Here is a 21,358-nt window from a genome sequence, read left to right as displayed (position 1 = left end):
GAGGACCGCGGCGGCGACCCGGAGCGCTGCCACGTGAGCGCTCGAGTACTTCAGCAGGTGGTCGGCTGACTCGCGGGCCTCGGCCAGCGCGGTCCGTGCGCGGGCCAGGTCGCGGCTTGCCGAACCAGCGGCTGCCGGGGATACCGGTGAAACTGTCATCGGTCCGTCACCCTCTCCAGTTGCCAGCGGCCGGAATCCGGGTCGTGGGCGAGATCGAACATCTCCCGTCGCCCGTGCCGGCCACACCCCGCCTCTACTCGGTAGACCGCCCGTTGCGGTCCCCAATCTGCGTCCAACACCCCGACGGCCGCGGATGATCCCGCCACTGCCGTCGCGGTCGCCACACCGACCCCCGAGCCGATCACGCCGCGCTCCCACCAGGCGGCGGTCTCCACCCACTGGGCCTCGACGGCACAGACCCGCCAGAGCCGACCGCGCCACAGGAACTGCTCCGGAGTCTCGATGCCGTCCACGAACACCGAACGCACCTCAACGGCCTCGTCGAACTCCCACATGCTCCATCGCCTCCTGTGCGCGAACTTCCCCTGGGCAGCGGCCCGGTGGGTGGGCGCCAGGTGGGGGTCGAGGTCCACCACGGCGCCCGGCCCACCGGGACCACCGGTTACCGATGCGGCCGCAACTCCGCACCGGAGTCGTCCAGCTGATCCGATCGGCCCCCGCCGGTCTCCCGACGAGCCGGTGGGGCCAATCGAACATCTGTTCGAACACTGAAAGAGTAGCGGTGCCCGCCGACAATCGTCAACGGGCCGTAAGGCCGGCGTGGCGGCCGGGCGGGCCGTGGCGGGCCAGACTGGAACTCCAGCCCGCACCGAGCCGAGGATTCCGATGCCGACACCGAGCCGCCGCGTCGTCGCCGGCACCGCGCTCGCCGCGGCAGCCGTCGTCGCAGCGGTCGCGTTGCCGCTGTTCCAGCCCTGGCGGCTCTTCACCGACAAGGTTGTCGACGAAGCGCTCCCGGGCACCGGCCCGATCTCCATGACCACATCCTCACCGGCGCCACCGACAATTTCCGGCGGACCGGTTCCGGCACCGTCGAAGACACCGCCGGAACCCACGTCCGAGCCGGCACCGGTAGTAGAGAGGTCCGGCACCTTCATCTCGCACGAACACCACACGGAAGGAAATGTCGCGATCGTCCGGCTGCCTGACGGCACGAAGATCCTGAGGCTGACCGGACTCGACACCTCCGACGGCCCCGATCTGGAGGTCTGGCTGAGTGACGCCGAGGTGATCGAGGGCAAAGCCGGCTGGCACGTCTTCGACGACGGCCACTACCGGAGCCTCGGCCAGCTCAAGGGCAACAAAGGCAATCAGAACTACGCGATCCCCGCGAACGTCGAACCGGCCGACTTCACAAGCGTTTCCATCTGGTGCAACCGCTTCAACGTCTCGTTCGGAGCCGCCGAGCTCGGCCGAGGCTGACCCCTGTGGAAAACCGCGGGCAGGCGATTGCCTGGTCGGGTTAAAGTCGCTGCATGGCAAGGGGATTTGTTTCGGCGAGGACGCTGAGCGCTGGGTTCCACGACGACGTGGTCCGGCGGGTGCTTGGCGGAATCCCTTATGCAGCAGGGCTTCTGGGCTGGGGCTCGGACGTGCTCGGGTACGACACCGAGCGCTCGACCGACCACGGCTGGGGTCCGCGGCTGCACGTGCTCGTCGATGAGGACCAGGTCAGCGACGTCACCAAGCTGATCGAGGCGCACCTGCCCACGCAGTACGAGGGGTACGACGTCAGGTTCGGTTGGGACACTCAGGAGCCGGTGCACCACATCACCGTGAAGACGGTCGGCGGCTGGCTCGAGGATCAGGTCGGGCGCGATGTGAGCGACGGGATGTCGACCGAGGACTGGCTCATCACGCCGCAGCAGCAACTGCTCGGGGTCGTGGCCGGTCCGGTGTACGCCGACGACGGGCGGCTCGCGAAGATCCGCGACGCCCTCGCCTGGTATCCGGACGACGTGTGGCACTGGTTGCTCGCCTGCCAGTGGAAACGGATCGCCGAGGAAGAATCGTTCGTGCAGCGCACCTCGGAGGTCGGCGACGAGCTCGGCTCGAGAATCGTGGCGGCCCGGCTCGCTCGCGACCTGATCCGGTTGGCCTTGTTGATGGCGCGCACCTATGCGCCGTACACGAAATGGCTCGGTACGGCGTTCGCCCGGCTCCCCCATCACGACGGGCTCCACAATGACCTGAGCGACGCGACAAGCGCGCAGACGCACGAGCAACGGGAGAAGGCGTTGACCGCGGCGTACGAGAAGGTGGCGCGGCGGCACAACGAGCTCGGGATCACGGAGTACGTCGATCCGGCGCCGAGGCAGTATCACGATCGACCGGCGATGGTGCTGCAGGCCGGTCGGTTCGCCGAGGCCTGCCTGACGAAGGTCGGCGATCCCTGGCTGCGTGGGCTCGAGCTGGTCGGCAGCATCGACCAGTTCGCCGACAACACCGACCTGCTCGGAGACGGCACTGTCTACCGGCGACTCACCGCTATCTATGAGAAGTAGGTTCTGAACTGTGAGCACTCATCCCAATGTCCAGTTGGTTGCCGACGCCTTGGAGGCGGCCGGCGCGACCGGTGTGATCCGGATCCTCGACGACGCGGTCCCGACCGCGGCCGCGGCGGCCGCCGAGCTCGGCTGCGACGTCGGCGCGATCGCGAACAGCCTGATCTTCGACGGCGACGGGTCGCCGGTGCTGATCCTCACCTCGGGCGCGCACCGGGTCGACACCGCGAAGATCGCCGCCGAACTCGGGATCGCGAAGCTGCGCCGGGCCACGCCGGAGTTCGTCAAGGAGCACACCGGCCAGGCGATCGGTGGCGTCGCGCCGGTCGGGCACCCGGCGCCGATCCGGACGCTGGTCGACACCAGCCTCGAGGACTACTCCGAGGTCTGGGCCGCGGCCGGCATCCCGCACTCGGTCTTCCCCACCTCGTACGCCGAACTCCTCAACCTCACCAACGGCACCCCGGTCACCGTCAACTGAGACGCCGTACGCCGGGAGCCTCAGCCGAACCCGGTCACGGTCAACCAGGGTGGGGCGGCGTACGTCGGGAGGCTCAGGGGGCGGGGGTGTAGGTGAGGGTGATGGCGCCGGTGGGGTGGGGGGTCGTGGTGGTGAGGGACCAAGCGGAGGGTGGCGCTGTGTCGAAGAGGCGGGTGCCTTCGGCAACGATGATGGGGTCGACGATCAGACGGAGTTCGTCGAGCAGGCCGGCGGTGAGCAGGGACTTGACCAGGGCCACGCTGCCGGTGATCAGGATGTCGCCGCCGGGCTGCTCCTTGAGGTCGCGGATCGAGGTCTCCACGTCGCCGGAGAGCTGACTGGAGTTCGACCACTCCAGCGGCTCGGTGCGGCTCGTCACGACCAGCTTGGCGATGCCGTTCATCAGGTCCGCCATCCGGCCCTCGGCCGTCGGCCAGTAGCCCGCGTGTTCGTCGTAGGTGTTCCCGCCGAGCAGCATCAGGTCCGACGTCGCGAGCGATTCCTCGGTCTGCCGGGCGGCTTCTTCGGTGAAGTACGGCCCGTGCCAATGCTGCGGTCCGGACACGATCCCGTCGAGCGTCGAGAAGAGTTCGGCAGTGAGCTTCCTCATGGTGTGTCTCCTTCGATCTGGTTGCTGTCACCCCTGCGTCGGGCGGCAACTCCACAGATCGACATTCGGCTGAAAACAAAGCGAGGCCGCCCAGCAGGTGCTGGACGGCCTCGCCTCTGACACAACCTAGAAGGCCGGCTTCAGGTCGACGTCGGCTGCGCGGACGTAGACCATCCGGTGGCCGAACCAGATCTGGTAGTAGCGGTCCTTGCCGAGCACCTGCACGTGGTCCGTCGGCGGCTGACCCGCGAACGTGACGGCCCGGTAGTAGTCGGTCTCGATGTTCGCGTCACCGACCGGATAGGCCTGACCGGCGCCGATCGTGTACTGCAGCGGCGTGACCGTCTGGTACGGAATCCCGGCCGGGTACGCCGCCTGCTCCGGATACGCCCGCCCGTACACCGGCACGGTCGCCTTGCCGGCCTTCGGCTTCACCACGAGCCCCGGCTTCGCAAAGGCATCAGGCGCCGACGCGGGACTCTTGAACCAAGCCTTGGCACCGAGGTACCAGATGGCTACCCAGTCCCCCGACCGCTCAGCAACCACGTACTGCGAACCCGCCGCAGCCCGTGCACCGATGTCGGAGACCTGCGTGGTGCTGTCAGCGCCGTTCGGCCGGTTGCCCAAGTCCTTGACCAGCGGAGCCGCGTCGTCCGGCGCCTGCCGGAGGTAGACGAAGTTGGTGCCCTGCGGCGCGCAGGTCCCGTCGGCGTTGCAACCGGTGACGACCTGCTGGTTGTCGGCGAAGCCAGGCTTCACGGTGACGATCGTGCCGGCCTTGACCGGGAAGATGCTGTGCCCGTAGATCGGTGCGCCGAGCAGGTCGAAGTAGTGCTCCCAGTCCCAGTACGGTCCCGGATCCCAGTGCATGCCGGCCACGTTCGCCGGGACCGTGCCGGGCACCTGGTCGTGGCCGATGATGTGCGCGCGGTCCAGCGGGATGTTGTTCTTCTGGGCCAGGTAGCGCACCAGCTTGGCCGAGTTGCGGTAGAGCACATCGGTGTACCAGGTGGCGCCCTGAGCGGCGAAGCCTTCGTGCTCGATGCCGATGGCATGCATGTTCACGTACCAGTTGCCGGCGTGCCACGCGACGTCCTTGGCATCCACGTGCTGCCAGACGTGCCCGTCGGAGGACCGCATCGTGTACTGCCAGCTCACGTACGTCGGGTCCTGGATCAGGTTGAGCGTGCCCTGCCAGCTGCCCTCGGTGTCGTGGATGACGATGTAGTCGATCTTGCCGGTCTTCGGCCGATCGGCCAGGTCATGGTTGCCGTAGTCACCGGCACCCGGCCCGTACTGCGAGTAGGGCGCCGGTAGCGACTCGCAACCCAGCTGAGCCGGGCACTCGGTCGCAGCAGCAGCAGCCTTAGGAGCCGCACGCAGACCGACACGCGCCAGCTGCGACTTGGCCGGCGTGACCTTCACAGCCGGCATGACGATCTGCTGCCCGGTGTTGGTCGTACGGGCGGCACCGCGAGCCAGGATGGAGTAGACGTCGTCTGCATAGGCAGAGGCAGTCGCCTGGTCGGCAGCACCGGAGTACGAGCTGATGGCGCCGTACCAGTCGGCAGCGGAAGTCTGTGCTCCGACCGGAAGCTTCAGAGAACGCTGGTAGTCAGCAAGGAGTGCAGCACCACCAGCGATGTTTGCGGCAGCGTCGTTGCGCAGTGCAACCGGGTCCAGGCCAGTCAGCGTGGACGCCTTGTAGAGCGTGCGCAGCGAGGGAGCCTGCGCGATCTCAGCACCGCCGGACCGCTCCTCGCGCTCACCGGGGTCGACGGCGGTGAGGTGCATCGGGCCGTAGCCACCGGACGTCGACGGCTTGCCCGCGTGGTCGTCCCACCGCGTCTCGGCGTACGACACAGCCAGCAACACCGACTCCGGTACGCCGTACTTCTGCGAGGCAGCCTGGAACGCTGACGCAGCAGCCTGGGCGGACGGCCCGGGCGAAGCGGCCGAGGCCGTCGGTGGACCCCCTGACGACACGCCGATCACGGATATGGGCAGCGCTACGACTGCCAGTGCGGCGAGAATCTTCGGACGACGAAGCATGATTGATCTCCCTGACCCATCTGGGGTGGCCGGGCTGATGGTGACACAGACCGGCGGCGTGTTCACTTTGGGTCGCAAACAGGCCGATGTCAACGGTTAACCAAAATCCGGATCGATAGGTTCGATACTGACCACGAGTAGCGTTCCGACGGGTTGCAACTGAGGGTTACGGAGTACCGATCATGGAAGCGTTGCCGCTGGCGTTCACGACGGGCTGGGCGAGCGGGATCAACGCCTACGCGTGCGTCCTCATCCTCGGCCTGCTCGGCCGGTTCGCCGAGGTCGACAGCGTCCCGAAGGGCCTGACCGGCAACGGTGTGCTCATCGCTGCCGCCGCGCTGTTCCTGTTCGAGTTCGTCGCCGACAAGATCCCGTACATCGACTCGGCCTGGGACGCCATCTCGACGGTGATCCGGCCGACCATCGGCGCGATCGTCGCCGCCCTGGTGGCCGGCCAGGCCAGCGACCTGCACCAGGCGATCATCGCGACCACCGGCGGGGTCACCGCGCTGCTGTCGCACTTCGTGAAGTCGAGCCTTCGGCTGGCGATCAACACCTCCCCCGAGCCGGTCACCAACATCGCGGCCTCGTCGGGCGAGGACGTCGCGGTCGCCGGTGTGGTCTCGCTGGCCGCATTCCATCCGACCGCTGCCCTGATCATCGCCGGCATCCTGCTGCTGATCGGGCTCGTCTCGGTGTACTTCGCGTTCCGGGCGATCCGCCGGGGCCTGGCCAGATTCCGGGCCTGGCGAGAGAAACGCAGCAATCCAGCAACGGGGAGCAGTGCAGTCTGATGGCTCGTGTGATCGTCATCGGGGCCGGCCTCGCCGGTCTCGCCGCTGCCGTACGGCTGGCCAAGCTCGGCCACCAGGTCACCATCTGTGAGCAGGACGAACGTCTCGGTGGCGCACTCGGTCGCGTCGACGCGGACGGCTTCAGCTGGGACGCCGGAGCAGCCAGTACTACGTTGCCCGCTGCCCTGCGTGACCTGTTCCGCAAGTCGGGCCGGCCGATCGAGAGCCTCGTCCAGCTGGATCCGATCACCGAGCCACGTCGCCACCTCTTCGGCGACGGCTCGGTGCTCGACCTGCCTGTCGGTGACCGGGCCGGTCAGCTCGAAGCATGGACCAACCTGGCCGGAGAGAAGACTGCGCAGCGCTGGACGGACCTGGTCGACAGCTACGGCGAGACCTGGCAGGTACTGCGGAAGACCTCGCTCGAACCGCCCTTGATGAACCGCCTTCCCTGGAACGCGATCCGCACCTTGAAGCCCTGGCAGTCACTTAACCGGGTAGCAGACCGACGACTCGACGACGACCGAGCCCGTGCAGTACTGCGGTACTACGCAACCCAGCACGGCTCTGACCCGAAGCAAACGCCCGGCTACGTCGGCGTCTGGTCCTACCTCGAGCGCACCTTCGGCCGCTGGACTGTCGAAGGCGGCTTCGGCGCAGTAGCCGACGCACTGGCCCAGCGGACCACAGAGCGCAAGGTCGACGTCCGGACCCACGCTGAGGTGGTCGCCGTCATCACCAAGAACGGTGTAGTCACTGGAGTCCGGCTAGCTGATGGCACTGAGTTACCAGCCGACATCGTGGTCAGTGATGTCGACCCACGCGAGCTCTACAGCCGGCTGGTCGACGACAAGGCCGCCAAGAAGGTCAAGCGCCAGGTGATGTCTACGCACCAGGCGCAGGCGGCGTACGTCGTACACCTCGGTCTGCGTGAGCCTGTGCCGGACCTGCCGTTCGAAACGGTCCTGCATGGCAGCCCGACGGTAGTAGTCCGCACTGGTGGAGTAGCACCCGCTGGGCACCAGGCCTGGTCCGTGTTGGTCCACGGCTACCCGACAGACGACGTACTGGACCTCCTGGTCGCCCGCGGCCTGCATATCCGGGACAAGGTCGTTTCCCGCCAGGCCTCTTCCTCCTGGCTCGCCGGAGTCGCCTGGGAGGGCTTCCGGACAGCCCGCAAACGCGCCGCGAACGTCTCGCCCGTCAAGGGCCTGTACTGCGTGGGCGCAGGCGCTCACCCCGGGACCGGAGTCCCGGCGACGACCCTCGGCGCCGCGATCGTGGCAGACGCGATCGGCAAAGCCTGACACTGCCTGATCGGCGAGGCCGGACACCGCCTGATGGGCAAAGCCTGATACCGGCCTGGGGACGCCGGGAAGGTCGCACTAAGATTGATCGTTCATGTGTTCCGTGTCGGGTAAAGCGCCCGGCAATAGAGAGGACCCCGGTGGATCAATCCCCCACATCGACCGATCTGGACAACGTCGAACGGGCTGAGCTGGACGCAGAGCAGGCACACGTCGACCGGGTGTACACCCGGGTCGACGAGGCCGCCAAGTCCGCTTCCCGGATTGCGGTCGAAGGGCACGAACGCGGTCAGGCGCAGAACGTCGGGCGGGTCCGCGACGAGGAGCAGACCGGCCTCTACGAGCGGGACGTGCTGGTGTTCGCGGCCGCCCGCCGGATCGCCGAGCTGGACGCGGAGCACGAGGGGCTGGTGTTCGGCCGGCTCGACTCCGACACCGGCGACGGCACCGAGCCCGTCGCGACCGCAGCCGAGCTGGAGAAGCTGTACGTCGGCCGGATCGGCGTCCGCGACGCGGAGTACGAGCCGCTGGTGATCGACTGGCGCGCGCCCGCGGCCGAGCCGTTCTACCGGGCGACGTCGACCGACCGGCTGCGGGTGGTACGGCGTCGTGTACTGCGGAACAAGGGTCCGCGGATCGTCGGGCTCGAGGACGACCTGCTGGCACCCGACCGGTCGCCGGAGGACCTGCCGGTACTTGGAGAAGGCGCGCTGATGGCGTCGTTGTCGCGTGCTCGCGGGCACACGATGCGGGACATCGTCGCGACCATCCAGGCCGAGCAGGACGAGGCGATCCGGGCACCTGCTCGCGGTGTCACCGTGATCGGCGGCGGACCTGGTACCGGCAAGACCGTGGTGGCCCTGCACCGTGCTGCTTACCTGCTGTACTCCGACCGTCGCCGGTTCGAGCGTGGCGGCGTACTGGTCGTCGGGCCGTCTTCTGCATTCATGGCATACATCGAGCGAGTACTGCCCAGCCTCGGCGAGAACACCGTGTCGCTGCGAGCAGTCGGTGAGCTAGTGGACGGCGTACGGGCTACTGCTGTCGACGAGGCGGCCGCTGCTGCGGTCAAGGGATCACTGCGGATGCGTGGGCTGCTCTCCCGAGCTGCGCGCGACCGGGTGCCCGATGCACCGACGTCTCTGCGCGTGTTCATCGGCGGAGCCACTGTCGAGCTGGACGCCAACCAGTTGGACAACGTACGCCGTAACGCCCTCCGGCGTACGCCGCGTAACCGTGCCGCCTCCGAAGCCCGCAAGGGTCTGGTGGCAGCGCTGTGGAACAGGTTCCCCGAGGACCTGCGCACGGGGGTGTACGCAGACCGTGAGGCCTTCGGCGACCGGGTGACCGACACACCGGCGTACAAGGCGTTCTTCTCCGCCTGGTGGCCAGTGCTGACGCCTGGTGCCGTACTGCGGTGGCTCGGCGACTCGCGTCGGGTGTCCCGGTGGGCACGTGGTGAGTTCAGTGCGGACGAGATCGAGGCGCTGGCGACGGCGATCCGTAGTACGGACGAATTCACCATCGCCGACGTGGCGTTGCTCGACGAGCTCGGGACGCTGCTCGGCAAGCCGCCGATCCAGGAAGCCGGGCGGGACGAGGAGTTCGACTGGCTCGAGGGGCTCTCGGACGGCGTGAACGAGGTGCTCACCACGTCGGAGCGGCGGGCGCGGAGCATCGCGGCCGCCGAGGCCGACGAGCCGGAGGAGTACGCGCATGTGCTGGTCGACGAGGCGCAGGACCTTTCGCCGATGCAGTGGCGGATGGTGACGCGCCGTGGTCCACAGGCCAGCTGGACGGTTGTCGGCGACACGGCTCAGAGCTCGTGGCCGGATCCGGCCGAGGCGCGGGCGGCGATGGACTCGATGCTGTCGCACTTGCAGCGGCACACGTTCCGGTTGTCGACCAACTACCGGAACTCGGCGGAGATCTACTCGTTCGCCGGCGAGGTCATCCGGCAGCAGATCCCGGACGCCGACCTGCCGGACGCGGTACGCCGTACCGGGGTGGAACCGGAACACCGGATCTTCGACGCCAGCAAGGTCGCCGAAGCAGCCGGGGACGCCGCGGTCGAGCTGCTTCAGCTCGTCGAGGGCACGGTCGGGGTCATCGTGCCGCCCGTACTCCGGCCCGCCATCGACGCCGTGGTCGCCGAGGTCGGCGACCCGCGCGTGGTGGCGCTGAGTCCGCTGGACTCCAAGGGCCTCGAGTACGACGCGGTCATCGTGGTCGAACCGGACCGGATCATCACCGACACCCTCGGCGGCATCCGGGCCCTGTACGTCGTACTCACCCGAGCCACCCAGCGGATGATCACCATCAACAGCACCACCCGCTGGTTGCCGTAAAGCCTCTAGCCGCGTGGAATGACGTAGTCGACCAGGTCGGCGTCGTCGGCGGCCAGGTCGGACCAGCGGGTGGTCAGGTGGAGGACCGTCAGGCCGCTGGTGGGGTACTTCTGGGTGAGTTCGAGGCGGGACGGACTGGTGCCATCGAGGGCCAGTTCGTCCGCCAGCCAAGGGATTCCCGGGGCATGGCCGACCAGGATGACCGTCCGGGTGTCGGCAGGGACGTCGTGCAGGACGTCCAGGAGTTCTTCGGTGCCGGCGCTGTAGACGCGGCGGTCGTACCAGACGTCGGTCGCGGTCGCGCCGGCCTCGGCGGCGTACTGCCAGGTCTCCCGGGTGCGGATCGACGGTGAGCAGACGACCAGGTCCGCATCGATGCCTTGGGCAACGAGATAGCGGCCGGCCGCGGCCGCGTCGGCCCGGCCCCGGTCGGCGAGCGGGCGCTCCAGGTCGGGCATCGACTCGGGCGGCACCGCCTTGGCATGCCGGAGCAGCACGAGGGTGCGGTCGATCAACAGGTCGGACGGGTCAGCCATCGAGCCAGGATAAGGCGCACGGCTCAGACCGGGGTGGACTGGAGGTTCTGGAACACCTGCCGCGTGGCGGTGGAGCGGTTGAGGGTGATGAAGTGGATCCCGGGCGCGCCGCCGGCGAGCAGCGCGTCGCACAGCTCGCTGGCGATCTCGATGCCCACCGCCCGCACCGCCGCCGGGTCGTCCTCGACCGCGTGCAGCCGGTCGGTGACCGCGACCGGCAGCGCCATCCCGGTCAGCTCGGCCATCCGGTGGATCTGTTTGATGTTCGTCACCGGCATGATGCCGGGCAGGATCGGGATGTCGCAGCCGTACGCCGCCGCCCGGTCGACCAGCCGGAAGTAGTCGTCCGCGCCGAAGAACATCTGGGTGATCGCGTAGTCCGCCCCCGCCGCCGCCTTCGCCGCGAGCACCCGGGCATCGTCCTCCAGCGAAGCCGCCTCGGGATGCTTGTCCGGGAAAGCAGCGACCCCCACGCAGAAATCACCCAGCTCGCGCACCAGTTCGACCAGCTCGATCGCGTGGTTCATCCCCTCGGGATGCGCGACCCACGGCTGCGAAGGCCCACCCGGCGGGTCGCCACGCAGCGCGAGAACGTTGCGGACCCCCGATCCGGCGTACGCGCCGATCACCGAGCGCAGCTCGTCCTTGGAGTGCGCGACGCAGGTCAGGTGCCCGAGCGGCGTCAGCGAGGTGTCCTGGGCGACCCGCTCGGTGACCCGGATCGTGCCGTCGCGGGTCGTCCCGCCGGCGCCGTACGTGATCGAGACGAAGGTCGGCCGGAGTTGCTCGATCTCGCGGATGGACCGCCAGAGCACCTCCTCGGCCTCCGGCGTCTTCGGTGGGAAGAACTCGAACGAGAAGGACCGTTCGCCGGTCGCCAGCAGCTCGCGGATCGTCGGCGTGTTGCCGGGAAGCTTCGAGGGGAGACCGTTTGCCATTGTCCAAGGCTACCGGGCGTGGGCTCGCGCGCGCGGACGGACTACCCTCCGAGAGGTGTATGCCGATGCAGACATCCCGACCGAGATCCAGCAGACCCTGACCAGCTTCCTGGACATCCAGCACGAACGCCTCGCCGCGATCGGGCCGGAACTCACCGAGGTGGTCCAGGCAGCACGGGACGCGACCAGTGGTGGCAAGCGGCTCCGGCCCTCCTTCTGCTACTGGGGTTTCCGTGCCGCCGGGGGCGATCCGAAGCAGCCGATCCTGAAGGCCGCGGCGAGCCTCGAGATGCTGCACGTCAGCGCGCTCGTGCACGACGACGTGATGGATTCCTCCGACGTACGCCGGGGCGCGCCGGCCGCGCATCGCCGGTTCGAGGCGCTCCAGCGGGCTCGTTCCGAGACCTCGGGTCGCGGCGGTGACCCGGTCGGCTTCGGGATCGGCGCGGCCATCCTGCTCGGCGATCTCTGCCTGATCTGGGCCGACGAGATGCTGCACACCTCCGGCTTCGACGCGGCCGCGCTGGCCCGGGCCTCCAAGTTCTTCGACGCGGTCCGGGTGGAGGTCACCGCCGGTCAGTACCTCGACCTCGTCGCCCAGGCCAGCGGCGAAGCGGACATGGACCGAGCTCTGCGCGTACTGCGGTACAAGGCCGCCACCTACACGGTCGAGCGTCCCCTGCACATCGGCGCGGCACTGGGTGGAGCCGACCAGTCTCTGATCGACGCGCTCTCGACGTACGGGCTGCCGCTCGGCGAGGCGTTCCAGTTGCGCGACGACCTGCTCGGCGTCTTCGGCGACCCGACGGTGACCGGGAAGCCGGCCGGCGACGACCTGCGCGAGGGCAAGCGAACCGTCCTCACCGCGTACGCCGTCGAGCACGCCTCCGAGGTCCAGCTGGCCGAATTCGACCGGCTCTTCGGGCGGCCGGATCTGGACGACGACGAGATCCAGCTGCTGCGCGAGATCCTCCAGGACAGCCGCGCGGTCCAGGCGTGTGAGGAACTGATCACCGACAAGACCGAGGACGCCCTCGACGCGCTGGACCGGTCCCCCATCGACGACGAGACCGCCCGCAAGGCCCTCGCCGACCTGGCCGTCGCTGCCACTTCACGTCATCTCTAGATTTCCCTAGAACCCACTAGAACTCCCAATAGATGATCGAGCCAGTGCAGCCGGAGGCGCCACCGCTCCCCCGCCCGCGGATCCTCCGGCAGAACTGGCTCGACCTGACCTTCCTCCACTGGGCAGTGGAGCCCGAGAGTCTGCAGCGCTTCTACCCGAAGGGCACTGAACCGGACACGTTCGACGGCAAGAGCTATGTCGGCCTGGTCCCGTTCCGGATGACAGCGACCGGCCTGCCACATGGGCCTGCCGTGCCCTGGTTCGGCAGCTTCCTGGAGACCAACATCAGGCTGTACTCCGTGGATGCCACCGGACGACGCGGCGTCGTCTTCCTCAGCCTCGACGCGGACCGTGCGGCAGTAGTCGCCACCGCACGCACAGTCTTCGGTATCCCCTACCGCTGGGCACGGATGCGTCACCAGGTCGAAGGCGACACCCACACCTACACGTCACGCCTGCGTTGGCCGGGCACCAAGGCCAGCAGCCTTGTCCAGGTCCAAGTAGGTGAGCAGCGGACTTCCACAGCGCTGGACGAGTTCCTGACCGCGCGCTGGGGACTACACGTCGCCAGAGCAGGCCGCACATTTCACCTGCCCAACGAGCACCCGACCTGGGTACTACGGAACGCCGAGCTCACCGCCTTCGAAGAACACGGCCTACTCGCGTCTGTAGGGCTCCAGGACCTCGCGGGTCGTCAGCCCGACCACGTCGCCTTCAGCTACGGCGTACCGGCGCAGTTCGCGCTACCGACGCTGGCGACTACCCCTAGAGCTCGGGCAGGTCGTTGACGAGATCCGGTACGTCGTGAGCTTCGCGCAGGAGCACCCGGAGCTGACCGGACTCCTTCGCGTCCTCACCGAAGATCTGCAGCGCCACATCGACCGTGTCGTGGTCATGGTCGAGCAGCTCGCGCCAGCCCTCCCAGAGCACCACCTCGGGCTCACCGGTCGACCTGTCACTCAGCGAGTCGGCCAGTGCGTCCCAGTTCCGCCCGAACCAGCGCGGTAGGTCGAACGCGGTCGCGCAGACGTCCAGGAAGCCGGCCTTGTCGGGCACTTGGGTCGTGTCCAGCAGGACGAAGTTCCAGCCGGCCGCGCCGACAGTACGGCGTACGGCGTCGGTTGAGGTCTTGTGCGCGTGCCAGCGGTACACGCCCGGCCGCAGCCCGTTGGCCAGCAGCGTGTGCAGGTCGGTCATCCGTCGGTCCCCCCGTCCGCCTTGATCCGGCGGAACGACTGGTAGTGATCGTCGGTGTAATAACGCTCGCTGTTCTTCCCGGTCACGATCCGGCGGGCACCACGGTCCTTCTCGCCCGGCGTCTTCACCGTGTACTCGTGGTAGTACCCGCTCGCTTCCTTCGGGAGGATCTTCTCGAAGTTGCTGTAGACCACACCGTCGCGGCTGTACGGATACGGGCCGCCCTGGTGGATCAGCTTCAGCGTCTGCTGCGCCTCCTTGGGCAGGTCCGCGACAGCGACGAAGGTCAGACCGCTGTCGGGGTCCTTCTGCGCGGTGTTCTTGTCCGAGCTGCACCCGATCAGCGACGCCGCCAGCGTGATCACCAGCATGGCGATCACCACTGCCGCGATGATCCGCGCCGTCTTCGGGTTGTTGATCACCTGAGCCGCCTACTGAACTCGGCAGCCGCGGCAGCCGGGTCGTCGGCCTCAGTGATCGCCCGTACGACGACCACTCGCTCGGCGCCGGCCTCGACGACCTCGTCCAGCCGGGCGAGGTCGATGCCGCCGATGGCGAACCAGGGCTTCGTGGGCTGCCTACTGGCGGCGTACGAGACCAGCTCGAGTCCCGCGGCGCTCCGGCCGGGCTTGGTCGGAGTTGCCCAGACAGGGCCGACGCAGAAGTAGTCCGAGCCCTGCTCGGTAACCGCTGCATTCACCTGGCTGAAGGTATGAGTGGAGCGGCCTATCACCGGCTCGTGTCCAGTGATGGCGCGCGCTGCGTGCACAGGCAGGTCTCGCTGCCCCAGGTGGAGCACGTCGGCCCCTGCGGCGAAGGCGATGTCTGCCCGGTCGTTAACCGCCAACAGCTTGCCGTGGCGCTTGCAGGCATCAGCAAACACCTCTAGAGCAACCAGCTCGTCGGCAGCTTCAAGGTCCTTCTGACGCAGCTGCACGATGTCGACGCCACCGGAGAGTGCGGCGCCCAGGAACTGCGGCAGGTCACCCTGCTTCTCTCGCGCATCCGTGCAGAGATAGAGGCGGGCGTCCGCAAGTCGTTCGCGCAATCCATCGGTACCGGTGGGCTCAGTCACAAGCCCAAGCCTGCCATGCATCCGCCGCCGTACTCTTAGCCGCATGGCTGAACGAAGCTCGGAAGTCGTCGTGATCGGCGGCGGACTGATCGGCCTGGCGACCGCTTGGCGGCTCGCGGCAGACGGTATCCAGGTGACGGTATGTGATCCGACACCCGGCAGCCGGACCTCTGCCGTGGCGGCCGGCATGCTCGCCCCGGTGACCGAGGTCGAGTACGGCGAGGACGAACTGCTCGCGCTCAACCTGGCCAGCGTCGCCGCCTGGCCGGACTTCGCCGAAGAACTCGAGACCCTCACCGGACTCTCGGCCGGCCTCAACCGCACTGGAACTCTCTCCGTCGCGTACGACGTGGACGACGCCGCCGCCCTCCGTCGCCTGGCCGACTATCAGCGCCGCCTCGGACTCGACGTCGAGGAACTCACCGGCCGCGAGGCACGCAAGCGCGAACCACTCCTCGCAGCAGGCGTCTCCGGCGGCGTCTGGGTGCCCGGCGACCACTCGGTCGACAACCGTCAAGCAGTAGCAGCCTTGCTCCGCGCGACGGAACTCACCGGCGTACAGCTCGAACGACAGCAAGTAGCGCGAGTCCTCACCACCGGTACTACGGCCGTCGGTGTGGAGCTGGAAGACCGCAGCACCATCCGGTCCACCCAGATCGTCGCAGCGACCGGCCCGTGGTCAGCACAGCTCCAGGGGATCCCTGCTGAACTGGTGCCGCCGGTCCGGCCAGTCAAGGGCGAGATCCTGCGACTGCGAGTCCCAGAGGCTTACCGACCGGCGCTGCACCACACAGTGCGGGCTACTGCGCGAGGCTTCTCGGTCTACCTGGTCCCCCGGCCTGGTGGCGAACTCGTAGTGGGCGCCACGACGACAGAGCTCGGATACGACATTCGCGTGCTCGCAGGCGGTGTCTTCTCCCTGCTGCGCGACGCACGGATGGTCCTGCCGATCACCGATGAGCTGGAGCTCGTCGAGACGATCGCCGGACTCAGGCCTGCTACCCCGGACAACGCGCCGATCCTGGGGCCGTCCGGGCTCGAGGGATTGCTCTGGGCCACCGGGCACTACCGCAACGGCGTACTGCTGACTCCGATCACCGCACAGCTCATTGCGGACACCGTCCGGACCGGCCAGATTCCGGACCTGGCAGCACCTTTCACCATCGGGAGATTCGCCATGCCTAAGGTAGCCAGGTGAGTGAGGCAATGAAGGTGCTCGTGAACGGCAGCACCGAGGAGATCGCAGCAGGAACCACTGTCGCCGAGGTGGTCGACCGATGGGCGCGCAGCCCGATCGGGGTGGCCGTCGCGGTGAACGAGGCCGTGGTGACCCGGGCCGAGTGGGCCGGAACGACACTGGCCGAGGGCGACCGGGTGGAGATCCTCACCGCGGTCCAGGGCGGTTGAGGAGGAACCATGAGTGATGACAGCCTGACGATCGCCGGGCAGGAACTGACCTCGCGACTGATCATGGGGACCGGCGGCGCGCCGAGCCTCGAAGTACTGGAAGAGGCGCTGGTCGCGTCCGGAACAGAGCTCACGACGGTGGCGCTGCGGCGACTCGACCCGAGTCAGCAGGGCTCAGTGCTCGACGTACTGCGTAAGCACGGCATCGCCGTCCTCCCGAACACCGCCGGCTGCTTCACCGCCGGTGAGGCCGTGCTGACGGCCCGGCTGGCCCGGGAGGCGCTGGAGACCAACCTGGTCAAGCTGGAGGTCGTTGCCGACGACCACACCCTGCTGCCCGATCCGGTGGAACTGCTCGACGCCGCTGAAACGCTGGCCGCGGACGGGTTCTCGGTATTCGCCTACACGAACGACGATCCGATCCTGGCTCGGCGGCTCGAGCAGGCCGGCTGCGTCGCGATCATGCCGCTGGGTTCGCCGATCGGCTCGGGGCTGGGCATCCGGAACCCGCACAACATCAGCATGATCGTCGAGGCCGCCAAGGTTCCCGTCGTACTGGATGCCGGGATCGGTACGGCGAGTGATGCCGCGCTGGCGATGGAGCTGGGTTGTGATGCGGTGCTGCTCGCTACTGCTGTCACCCGGGCGGAGCGGCCCGCGCTGATGGCAGCCGCGATGCGTGACGCCGTGACTGCGGGGCGCAACGCCCTGCTGGCCGGACGCATCCCCCGGCGGTGGCACTCCGCGCAAGCCAGCTCCCCAACAGATGGACGCCTGTCCTTTTAAGGCCCCACCCGTCTTTTCCTTCTTCCCTTGCCTTGGGCACCTGTTGCCGACAGCAAACGCTTGTGAACCACATTGATGTAGTTCAGGCATAAACTGTAAACATTGCGTAACAGCCGTAACAAGTGACCCATTCGTACCTGTTGTCACATCCGTACCACCACTTACCGTCAAGGAACGTTGACACGGGGAGACGGATGATGCGGCACAAGATCGTGCGGATACTGACCGGGATCGCGGTCCCGGTGCTGGCCGCCGGAGTGATCACTGCGGGTTCACCTGGTTTCGGGCAGTACAAGGTGAAGAACGGCGACACCCTCAGCCGGATCGCGAGCCGGTACGGGACCACGGTCCGGACATTGGTTGCCCTCAACAACCTTCCCGGCAACGGCAACACGATCTACGCCGGCGACGTCCTCAACCTCCCCGGCAAGAAGCCGGCCCCACCGCGCCAGGCGCAACCGAAGGCCGGCCAGATCATCTACGTCGTCAAGCCGGGCGACACGATCGGCAAGATCGCCAAGCGGTACGGCGTATCCCAGGGCTACCTGTTGTCGGTGAACGGCCTGAAGCGGACCTCCCGGATCTACAGCGGCAAGCCGCTCCGTGTGCCCGTCCCGATCCCCAAGGCCAAGGCGAAGCCGGTCGTCAAGAAGAAGAACAACACCTTCGCCGGCCGCACCTACGCCGACCACATCGTCGCCGCGGCGGACAGGAACCGCGCCACCCTGGCCACCCGCAAGCTGCCGAACCGCGCCCAGATGCGGTCGCTGATCAGCTCCACCGCTCGCAAGTACGGCGTCGATCCCGAACTCGCGCTCGCCGTCGCCTGGCAGGAGTCCGGCTGGAAGCAGCGGGTCGTCTCCCCCGCCAACGCGATCGGCGCGATGCAGGTGATCCCGTCGACCGGGCGGTTCGCCTCCAGCATCGTCGGCCGCGACCTGGACCTGCTCAAGCCGCTCGACAACGTCATCGCAGGGGTCGTCCTGCTGGACCGGCTGACCGGCGCGGCCAGGCTCGACCTCGCGGTGGCCGGCTACTACCAGGGCCTCGGCGGCGTCCGGAAGAACGGGATGTACCCGGACACGAAGCTCTACGTGAAGAACGTGCTGCGGATCAAGGCGCAGCTGGAACGCGGCTGGAATCCACGCTGAAACGTCCGGTGAGCGGCCCCCGGTAAGCGCAGTCCGGCGCGGCGGGGAAGCCGCTACAGAGGCGCCTATTTACACTCTCAGGGCAGACAGCTTCGAGAGGCGGCTCACCGCACGTGACGGACGACGTACACACCCAGGTCAGTGATCCCCTCGTCGGGCGTGTGCTCGACGGGCGGTACCGGGTGGGTGCGCGGGTCGCCAAGGGCGGGATGGCGACCGTCTACGAGGCCCTCGACATGCGGCTGGACCGGATCGTCGCGCTCAAGGTGATGCACCTCGGGCTGGGCGACGACGCCGAGTTCGGCCGCCGGTTCGTGGCCGAGGCGCGGGCCGCCGCGAAGCTCTCCCACCCGAACGTGGTGGCGGTCTTCGACCAGGGTGACGACGACGGCACGCTGTTCCTGGCGATGGAGTACGTGCCGGGCCGGACGCTGCGCGACGTCGTACGGATGCAGGCTCCGTTGCCGCCGGCCCGGGCCCTGGATCTGCTGGCTCCGATCTTGTCGGCGTTGTCGGCCGCGCACGACGCGGGCATCGTGCATCGCGACATCAAGCCGGAGAACGTGCTGATCGCCGACGACGGCACCGTCAAGGTCGCCGACTTCGGGCTCGCCCGCGCCGTCACCGCGACCGGGCAGACCGCGACCCAGGGCATGCTGATGGGCACGGTCTCCTATCTCGCGCCCGAGCTCGTCACCGACGGCCGCGCCGATGCCCGGTCGGACGTCTACTCGGCCGGCATCCTGCTCTACGAACTCCTCACCGGAATGAAGCCGCACAGCGGCGACACCCCGATCCAGGTCGCCTACGCCCACGTCCACGCCGACGTGCCGCCACCGTCGGAGATCCAGCAGGGCATCCCGCCGTACGTCGATGCGCTGGTGCAGCGGGCGACCGCGCGCGACCGCGACATCCGGCCGGCCGACGCCCGGGTGCTGAGCCGCCAGGTCCGCCGGGTGCGCAGCGCGCTGGAGGAGGGGCTGCCGGACGACCCGGAGCTGACCGGCGACCTGACCATCCCGATCCAGCAGATGCGCCAGGACAGCGGCTACGACGACGGCTACAGCCGTGACTACGGCGACGGGGTGCCGCGCAACGACACCATCGTCGTACCGTTCGACGGTCCTCCCCTGCCGCCGGAGAACCGGCCGCGCCTTACCAACGGCACGACCCGGCCGGTACTGCGTGCCGCGCCACCCCGGTCGCGCGGCCACGGCGTGATCGCGGTCCTCGTCGTACTGGCCCTGGCGTTGGGCGTGGGCAGTGCTGCCTGGTTCTACGGCATCCATCGCTACACCTCGACGCCGGTCTTGCTCAACATGTCTGCAGCCGCCGCGGCGACCGAAGCAGGCAAGTTCGGGCTGACGACCAAGCTGCTCGCTCCGGACTTCTCGGAGGAGGTACCGGCCGGCCAGATCATGGCGACCGATCCGAAACCGGGCGACCGGATCCGCAAGGAGGGCGCGGTCGGTCTGGTCGTCTCCAAGGGGCCGGAGCGCTACAACGTGCCGCAGCTCAACGGGCTCGACGTCGACGCGGCCACCCGGGCGCTCGAGGCGGTCCAGTTGATCGTCGGCAAGCAGACCAACGTCTACAGCGAGATCGTGCCGGCCGGCCGGGTGATCGTCTTCGTGCCGAAGTTCGACACGTCGCTGAAGCCCGGCACCGCGGTCAACCTATGGGTCAGCCTGGGCAAGAAGCCGATCGCGGTCCCGAATATGACCGGCAAACCGGTGCAGGACGCCACCAAGGCGCTGCGGAAGGCCGGCTTCGGGATCGACCGGACCGACCAGTTCGACGCCACCGTGCCGGCGGGGAACGTGATCAGCCAGACCCCGAACACCGGCACGCTGTTCGCCAAGGACAAGGTGAAGCTGGTCGTCTCGAAGGGCCCACCGCTGGTCGCCGTACCGAATGTCCGCAGCAAGAAGCTCGCGGACGCGCAGAAGATCCTCACCGACCTGGGCTTCAAGGTGAAGGTCGAGCTGGCGCCGTTCCACCTCGGGCTCAATCTGGTGGCCGGTCAGAACCCGGCGGCGAACAAGATGGCGCAGCCCGGCAGCACCGTGATCGTCACCATCGTCTGAGTCCGGGACGTTTTGGTTGGCCTGTCAGGTGTCTGACAAGCTTTGCTCGTGAATCGCTCCCGGATCGCCGTGTTCGCCCTGCTCGCGGTGGCCGCGGCGTGGGGGTCGACGTTCTTCCTGACCAAGGACCTGCTCACCAGGATGGACGTCGCCGACTACCTGGCGTTGCGGTTCGCGATCGCCGCGGTCGCGTTGATCGCAGTGCATCCGCCCGCGATCGGCCGGCTGAGCAGGTTGGATCGCGGCCGGGGTGTTGCCCTCGGCATCACTTACGGAGTCGCGCAGCTGGTGCAGACCGAGGGCCTGCGGCACACCTCCGCGAGCGTCTCCGGGTTCGTGACCGGCATGTACGTCGTGTTCACGCCGCTGCTGGCCGCGGTCATCCTGCGGCACAAGATCGGCCGCTGGGCCTGGGTCGCCGTGGTGCTGGCGACCGTCGGCCTCGGCGTACTGTCCCTGCGCGGATTCACCTTGGGGACCGGCGAGTTGCTGACGCTGGCCTCGGCGGGTCTCTACGCGCTGCACATCGTCGGCCTCGGCGCCTGGTCGACACCCGCCAATGCCTTCGGGCTGTCCGCGTTGCAGATGGTCGTGATCACCGCGGTCTGTGCGGTCGGCGCGATCCCCGGTGGTTTCACGTTGCCGAGTGGCGGGGGCGACTGGGCTGCCGTGATCTACATGGCGCTGGTGGCCGGCGCGTTCGCCCTGATCGTGCAGACCTGGGCCCAGGCGCACCTGGCGCCGACCAGGGCCGCGATCGCGATGACGATGGAGCCGGTGTTCGCGGCGGGGTTCGCCGTACTCTTCGGGACAGAGAGTGTGACCGGCCGGATGCTGATCGGTGGCGCTCTGGTGATGTCGGCGATGTACCTGGTCGAGCTGGCACCACGACAGAAGATCGAGGCCGAGGTTCAGCACCTAGCGCAGTGAGGGGGCGG

The 21,358-nt window shown here is 68.1% G+C and carries 22 protein-coding genes; 14 read left to right on the top strand and 8 right to left on the bottom strand.

The genetic code is table 11. The annotated features are described in order from the left end of the window. Positions 1 to 155: 155 nt before the first annotated feature. On the bottom strand, positions 156 to 515 hold the full coding sequence (locus ABZ004_RS37400) for a DUF6504 family protein (protein ID WP_355686571.1): 360 nt from the start codon (positions 513 to 515) through the stop codon (positions 156 to 158). Between the two features lie 331 nt (positions 516 to 846). Here ABZ004_RS37400 and ABZ004_RS37395 point away from each other — a divergent pair, with 331 nt between their 5' ends. The 3 genes from ABZ004_RS37395 to ABZ004_RS37385 are packed head-to-tail and all read left to right on the top strand — an operon-like array spanning position 847 to position 3,006. Next, the gene (locus ABZ004_RS37395) at positions 847 to 1,443 is read left to right on the top strand and encodes a DM13 domain-containing protein (RefSeq protein WP_355686569.1); all 597 of its coding nucleotides are present in this window, start codon (positions 847 to 849) and stop codon (positions 1,441 to 1,443) included. 53 nt (positions 1,444 to 1,496) lie between these two features. Then, positions 1,497 to 2,525: a DUF4037 domain-containing protein gene (locus ABZ004_RS37390; protein WP_355686567.1), complete on the top strand. Its 1,029-nt coding sequence runs from the start codon at positions 1,497 to 1,499 to the stop codon at positions 2,523 to 2,525. A gap of 10 nt (positions 2,526 to 2,535) precedes the next feature. Beyond that, complete coding sequence (locus tag ABZ004_RS37385; protein ID WP_355686565.1) at positions 2,536 to 3,006, top strand: YbaK/EbsC family protein; 471 nt, start codon at positions 2,536 to 2,538, stop codon at positions 3,004 to 3,006. 73 nt (positions 3,007 to 3,079) lie between these two features. On the opposite strand, the gene ABZ004_RS37380 is transcribed toward ABZ004_RS37385, so the two are convergent. Both ABZ004_RS37380 and ABZ004_RS37375 read right to left on the bottom strand, forming a co-directional pair. Beyond that, entirely contained in the window at positions 3,080 to 3,616 is a 537-nt protein-coding gene (locus tag ABZ004_RS37380; RefSeq protein ID WP_355686564.1) for a dihydrofolate reductase family protein, read from the bottom strand. 126 nt (positions 3,617 to 3,742) lie between these two features. Next, positions 3,743 to 5,668: a peptidoglycan recognition family protein gene (locus ABZ004_RS37375; RefSeq protein WP_355686563.1), complete on the bottom strand. Its 1,926-nt coding sequence runs from the start codon at positions 5,666 to 5,668 to the stop codon at positions 3,743 to 3,745. Positions 5,669 to 5,850: 182 nt separating this feature from the next. On the opposite strand from ABZ004_RS37375, the gene ABZ004_RS37370 reads away from it, so the two are divergent. The 3 genes from ABZ004_RS37370 to ABZ004_RS37360 all read left to right on the top strand — a co-directional run bounded on the left by ABZ004_RS37370 (position 5,851) and on the right by ABZ004_RS37360 (position 10,117). Continuing rightward, positions 5,851 to 6,462 (top strand): DUF4126 domain-containing protein, encoded by a 612-nt coding sequence (locus tag ABZ004_RS37370; RefSeq protein ID WP_355686561.1) that lies wholly within the window; start codon positions 5,851 to 5,853, stop codon positions 6,460 to 6,462. Beyond that, entirely contained in the window at positions 6,462 to 7,769 is a 1,308-nt protein-coding gene (locus ABZ004_RS37365; protein ID WP_355686559.1) for an NAD(P)/FAD-dependent oxidoreductase, read from the top strand. Before ABZ004_RS37370 ends, ABZ004_RS37365 begins: the two co-directional genes overlap by 1 nt. Positions 7,770 to 7,909: 140 nt before the next feature. After that, entirely contained in the window at positions 7,910 to 10,117 is a 2,208-nt protein-coding gene (locus ABZ004_RS37360; RefSeq protein WP_355686557.1) for a UvrD-helicase domain-containing protein, read from the top strand. A 5-nt stretch (positions 10,118 to 10,122) separates the two neighbouring features. Here ABZ004_RS37360 and ABZ004_RS37355 read toward each other — a convergent pair whose 3' ends face one another. Both ABZ004_RS37355 and metF read right to left on the bottom strand, forming a co-directional pair. Next, positions 10,123 to 10,653 carry a histidine phosphatase family protein gene (locus ABZ004_RS37355; protein ID WP_355686555.1) on the bottom strand — a complete coding sequence of 177 codons (531 nt, stop codon included), beginning with the start codon at positions 10,651 to 10,653 and terminating at the stop codon, positions 10,123 to 10,125. A 23-nt stretch (positions 10,654 to 10,676) separates the two neighbouring features. Continuing rightward, entirely contained in the window at positions 10,677 to 11,591 is a 915-nt protein-coding gene (gene metF, locus ABZ004_RS37350; RefSeq protein ID WP_355686553.1) for a methylenetetrahydrofolate reductase [NAD(P)H], read from the bottom strand. 55 nt (positions 11,592 to 11,646) lie between these two features. Here metF and ABZ004_RS37345 point away from each other — a divergent pair, with 55 nt between their 5' ends. Continuing rightward, positions 11,647 to 12,717 carry a polyprenyl synthetase family protein gene (locus ABZ004_RS37345; protein ID WP_355686552.1) on the top strand — a complete coding sequence of 357 codons (1,071 nt, stop codon included), beginning with the start codon at positions 11,647 to 11,649 and terminating at the stop codon, positions 12,715 to 12,717. A 32-nt stretch (positions 12,718 to 12,749) separates the two neighbouring features. After that, positions 12,750 to 13,505 carry a DUF2071 domain-containing protein gene (locus ABZ004_RS37340; RefSeq protein ID WP_355686550.1) on the top strand — a complete coding sequence of 252 codons (756 nt, stop codon included), beginning with the start codon at positions 12,750 to 12,752 and terminating at the stop codon, positions 13,503 to 13,505. On the opposite strand, the gene ABZ004_RS37335 is transcribed toward ABZ004_RS37340, so the two are convergent. From ABZ004_RS37335 to thiE, 3 genes are read right to left on the bottom strand one after another with little or no spacing between them, the layout of a single operon-like run. Continuing rightward, complete coding sequence (locus tag ABZ004_RS37335; RefSeq protein WP_355686548.1) at positions 13,483 to 13,914, bottom strand: barstar family protein; 432 nt, start codon at positions 13,912 to 13,914, stop codon at positions 13,483 to 13,485. The two genes, ABZ004_RS37340 and ABZ004_RS37335, sit on opposite strands and share 23 nt — an antisense overlap. Continuing rightward, a complete protein-coding gene (locus tag ABZ004_RS37330) occupies positions 13,911 to 14,336 on the bottom strand; it encodes a ribonuclease (RefSeq protein ID WP_355686546.1) in 426 nt (141 codons plus the stop codon). The genes ABZ004_RS37335 and ABZ004_RS37330 overlap by 4 nt, the downstream gene beginning before the upstream one ends. After that, positions 14,333 to 14,989: a thiamine phosphate synthase gene (gene thiE, locus ABZ004_RS37325; RefSeq protein WP_355686544.1), complete on the bottom strand. Its 657-nt coding sequence runs from the start codon at positions 14,987 to 14,989 to the stop codon at positions 14,333 to 14,335. Before thiE ends, ABZ004_RS37330 begins: the two co-directional genes overlap by 4 nt. A gap of 43 nt (positions 14,990 to 15,032) precedes the next feature. Between thiE and thiO the strand changes: the two genes are divergently transcribed. From thiO to ABZ004_RS37295, 6 genes are all read left to right on the top strand, one after another. Further along, positions 15,033 to 16,187 carry a glycine oxidase ThiO gene (thiO, locus tag ABZ004_RS37320; protein WP_355686543.1) on the top strand — a complete coding sequence of 385 codons (1,155 nt, stop codon included), beginning with the start codon at positions 15,033 to 15,035 and terminating at the stop codon, positions 16,185 to 16,187. After that, positions 16,184 to 16,396 carry a sulfur carrier protein ThiS gene (gene thiS, locus ABZ004_RS37315; protein ID WP_355686541.1) on the top strand — a complete coding sequence of 71 codons (213 nt, stop codon included), beginning with the start codon at positions 16,184 to 16,186 and terminating at the stop codon, positions 16,394 to 16,396. The genes thiO and thiS overlap by 4 nt, the downstream gene beginning before the upstream one ends. Positions 16,397 to 16,405: 9 nt before the next feature. Next, positions 16,406 to 17,182, top strand: coding sequence for a thiazole synthase (locus tag ABZ004_RS37310; protein ID WP_355686539.1), 777 nt, complete (start codon positions 16,406 to 16,408; stop codon positions 17,180 to 17,182). A gap of 197 nt (positions 17,183 to 17,379) precedes the next feature. Further along, positions 17,380 to 18,333 carry a LysM peptidoglycan-binding domain-containing protein gene (locus tag ABZ004_RS37305; protein WP_355686537.1) on the top strand — a complete coding sequence of 318 codons (954 nt, stop codon included), beginning with the start codon at positions 17,380 to 17,382 and terminating at the stop codon, positions 18,331 to 18,333. Positions 18,334 to 18,446: 113 nt separating this feature from the next. Beyond that, positions 18,447 to 20,420 (top strand): Stk1 family PASTA domain-containing Ser/Thr kinase, encoded by a 1,974-nt coding sequence (gene pknB, locus ABZ004_RS37300; protein WP_355686535.1) that lies wholly within the window; start codon positions 18,447 to 18,449, stop codon positions 20,418 to 20,420. A 48-nt stretch (positions 20,421 to 20,468) separates the two neighbouring features. Continuing rightward, on the top strand, positions 20,469 to 21,350 hold the full coding sequence (locus ABZ004_RS37295) for a DMT family transporter (protein WP_355686534.1): 882 nt from the start codon (positions 20,469 to 20,471) through the stop codon (positions 21,348 to 21,350). The last annotated feature ends 8 nt before the right edge of the window (positions 21,351 to 21,358 follow it).

Source organism: Kribbella sp. NPDC006257, from assembly GCF_040613535.1.
Lineage (GTDB): Bacteria > Actinomycetota > Actinomycetes > Propionibacteriales > Kribbellaceae > Kribbella.
This window is presented reverse-complemented; position numbering and strand designations above follow the sequence as displayed.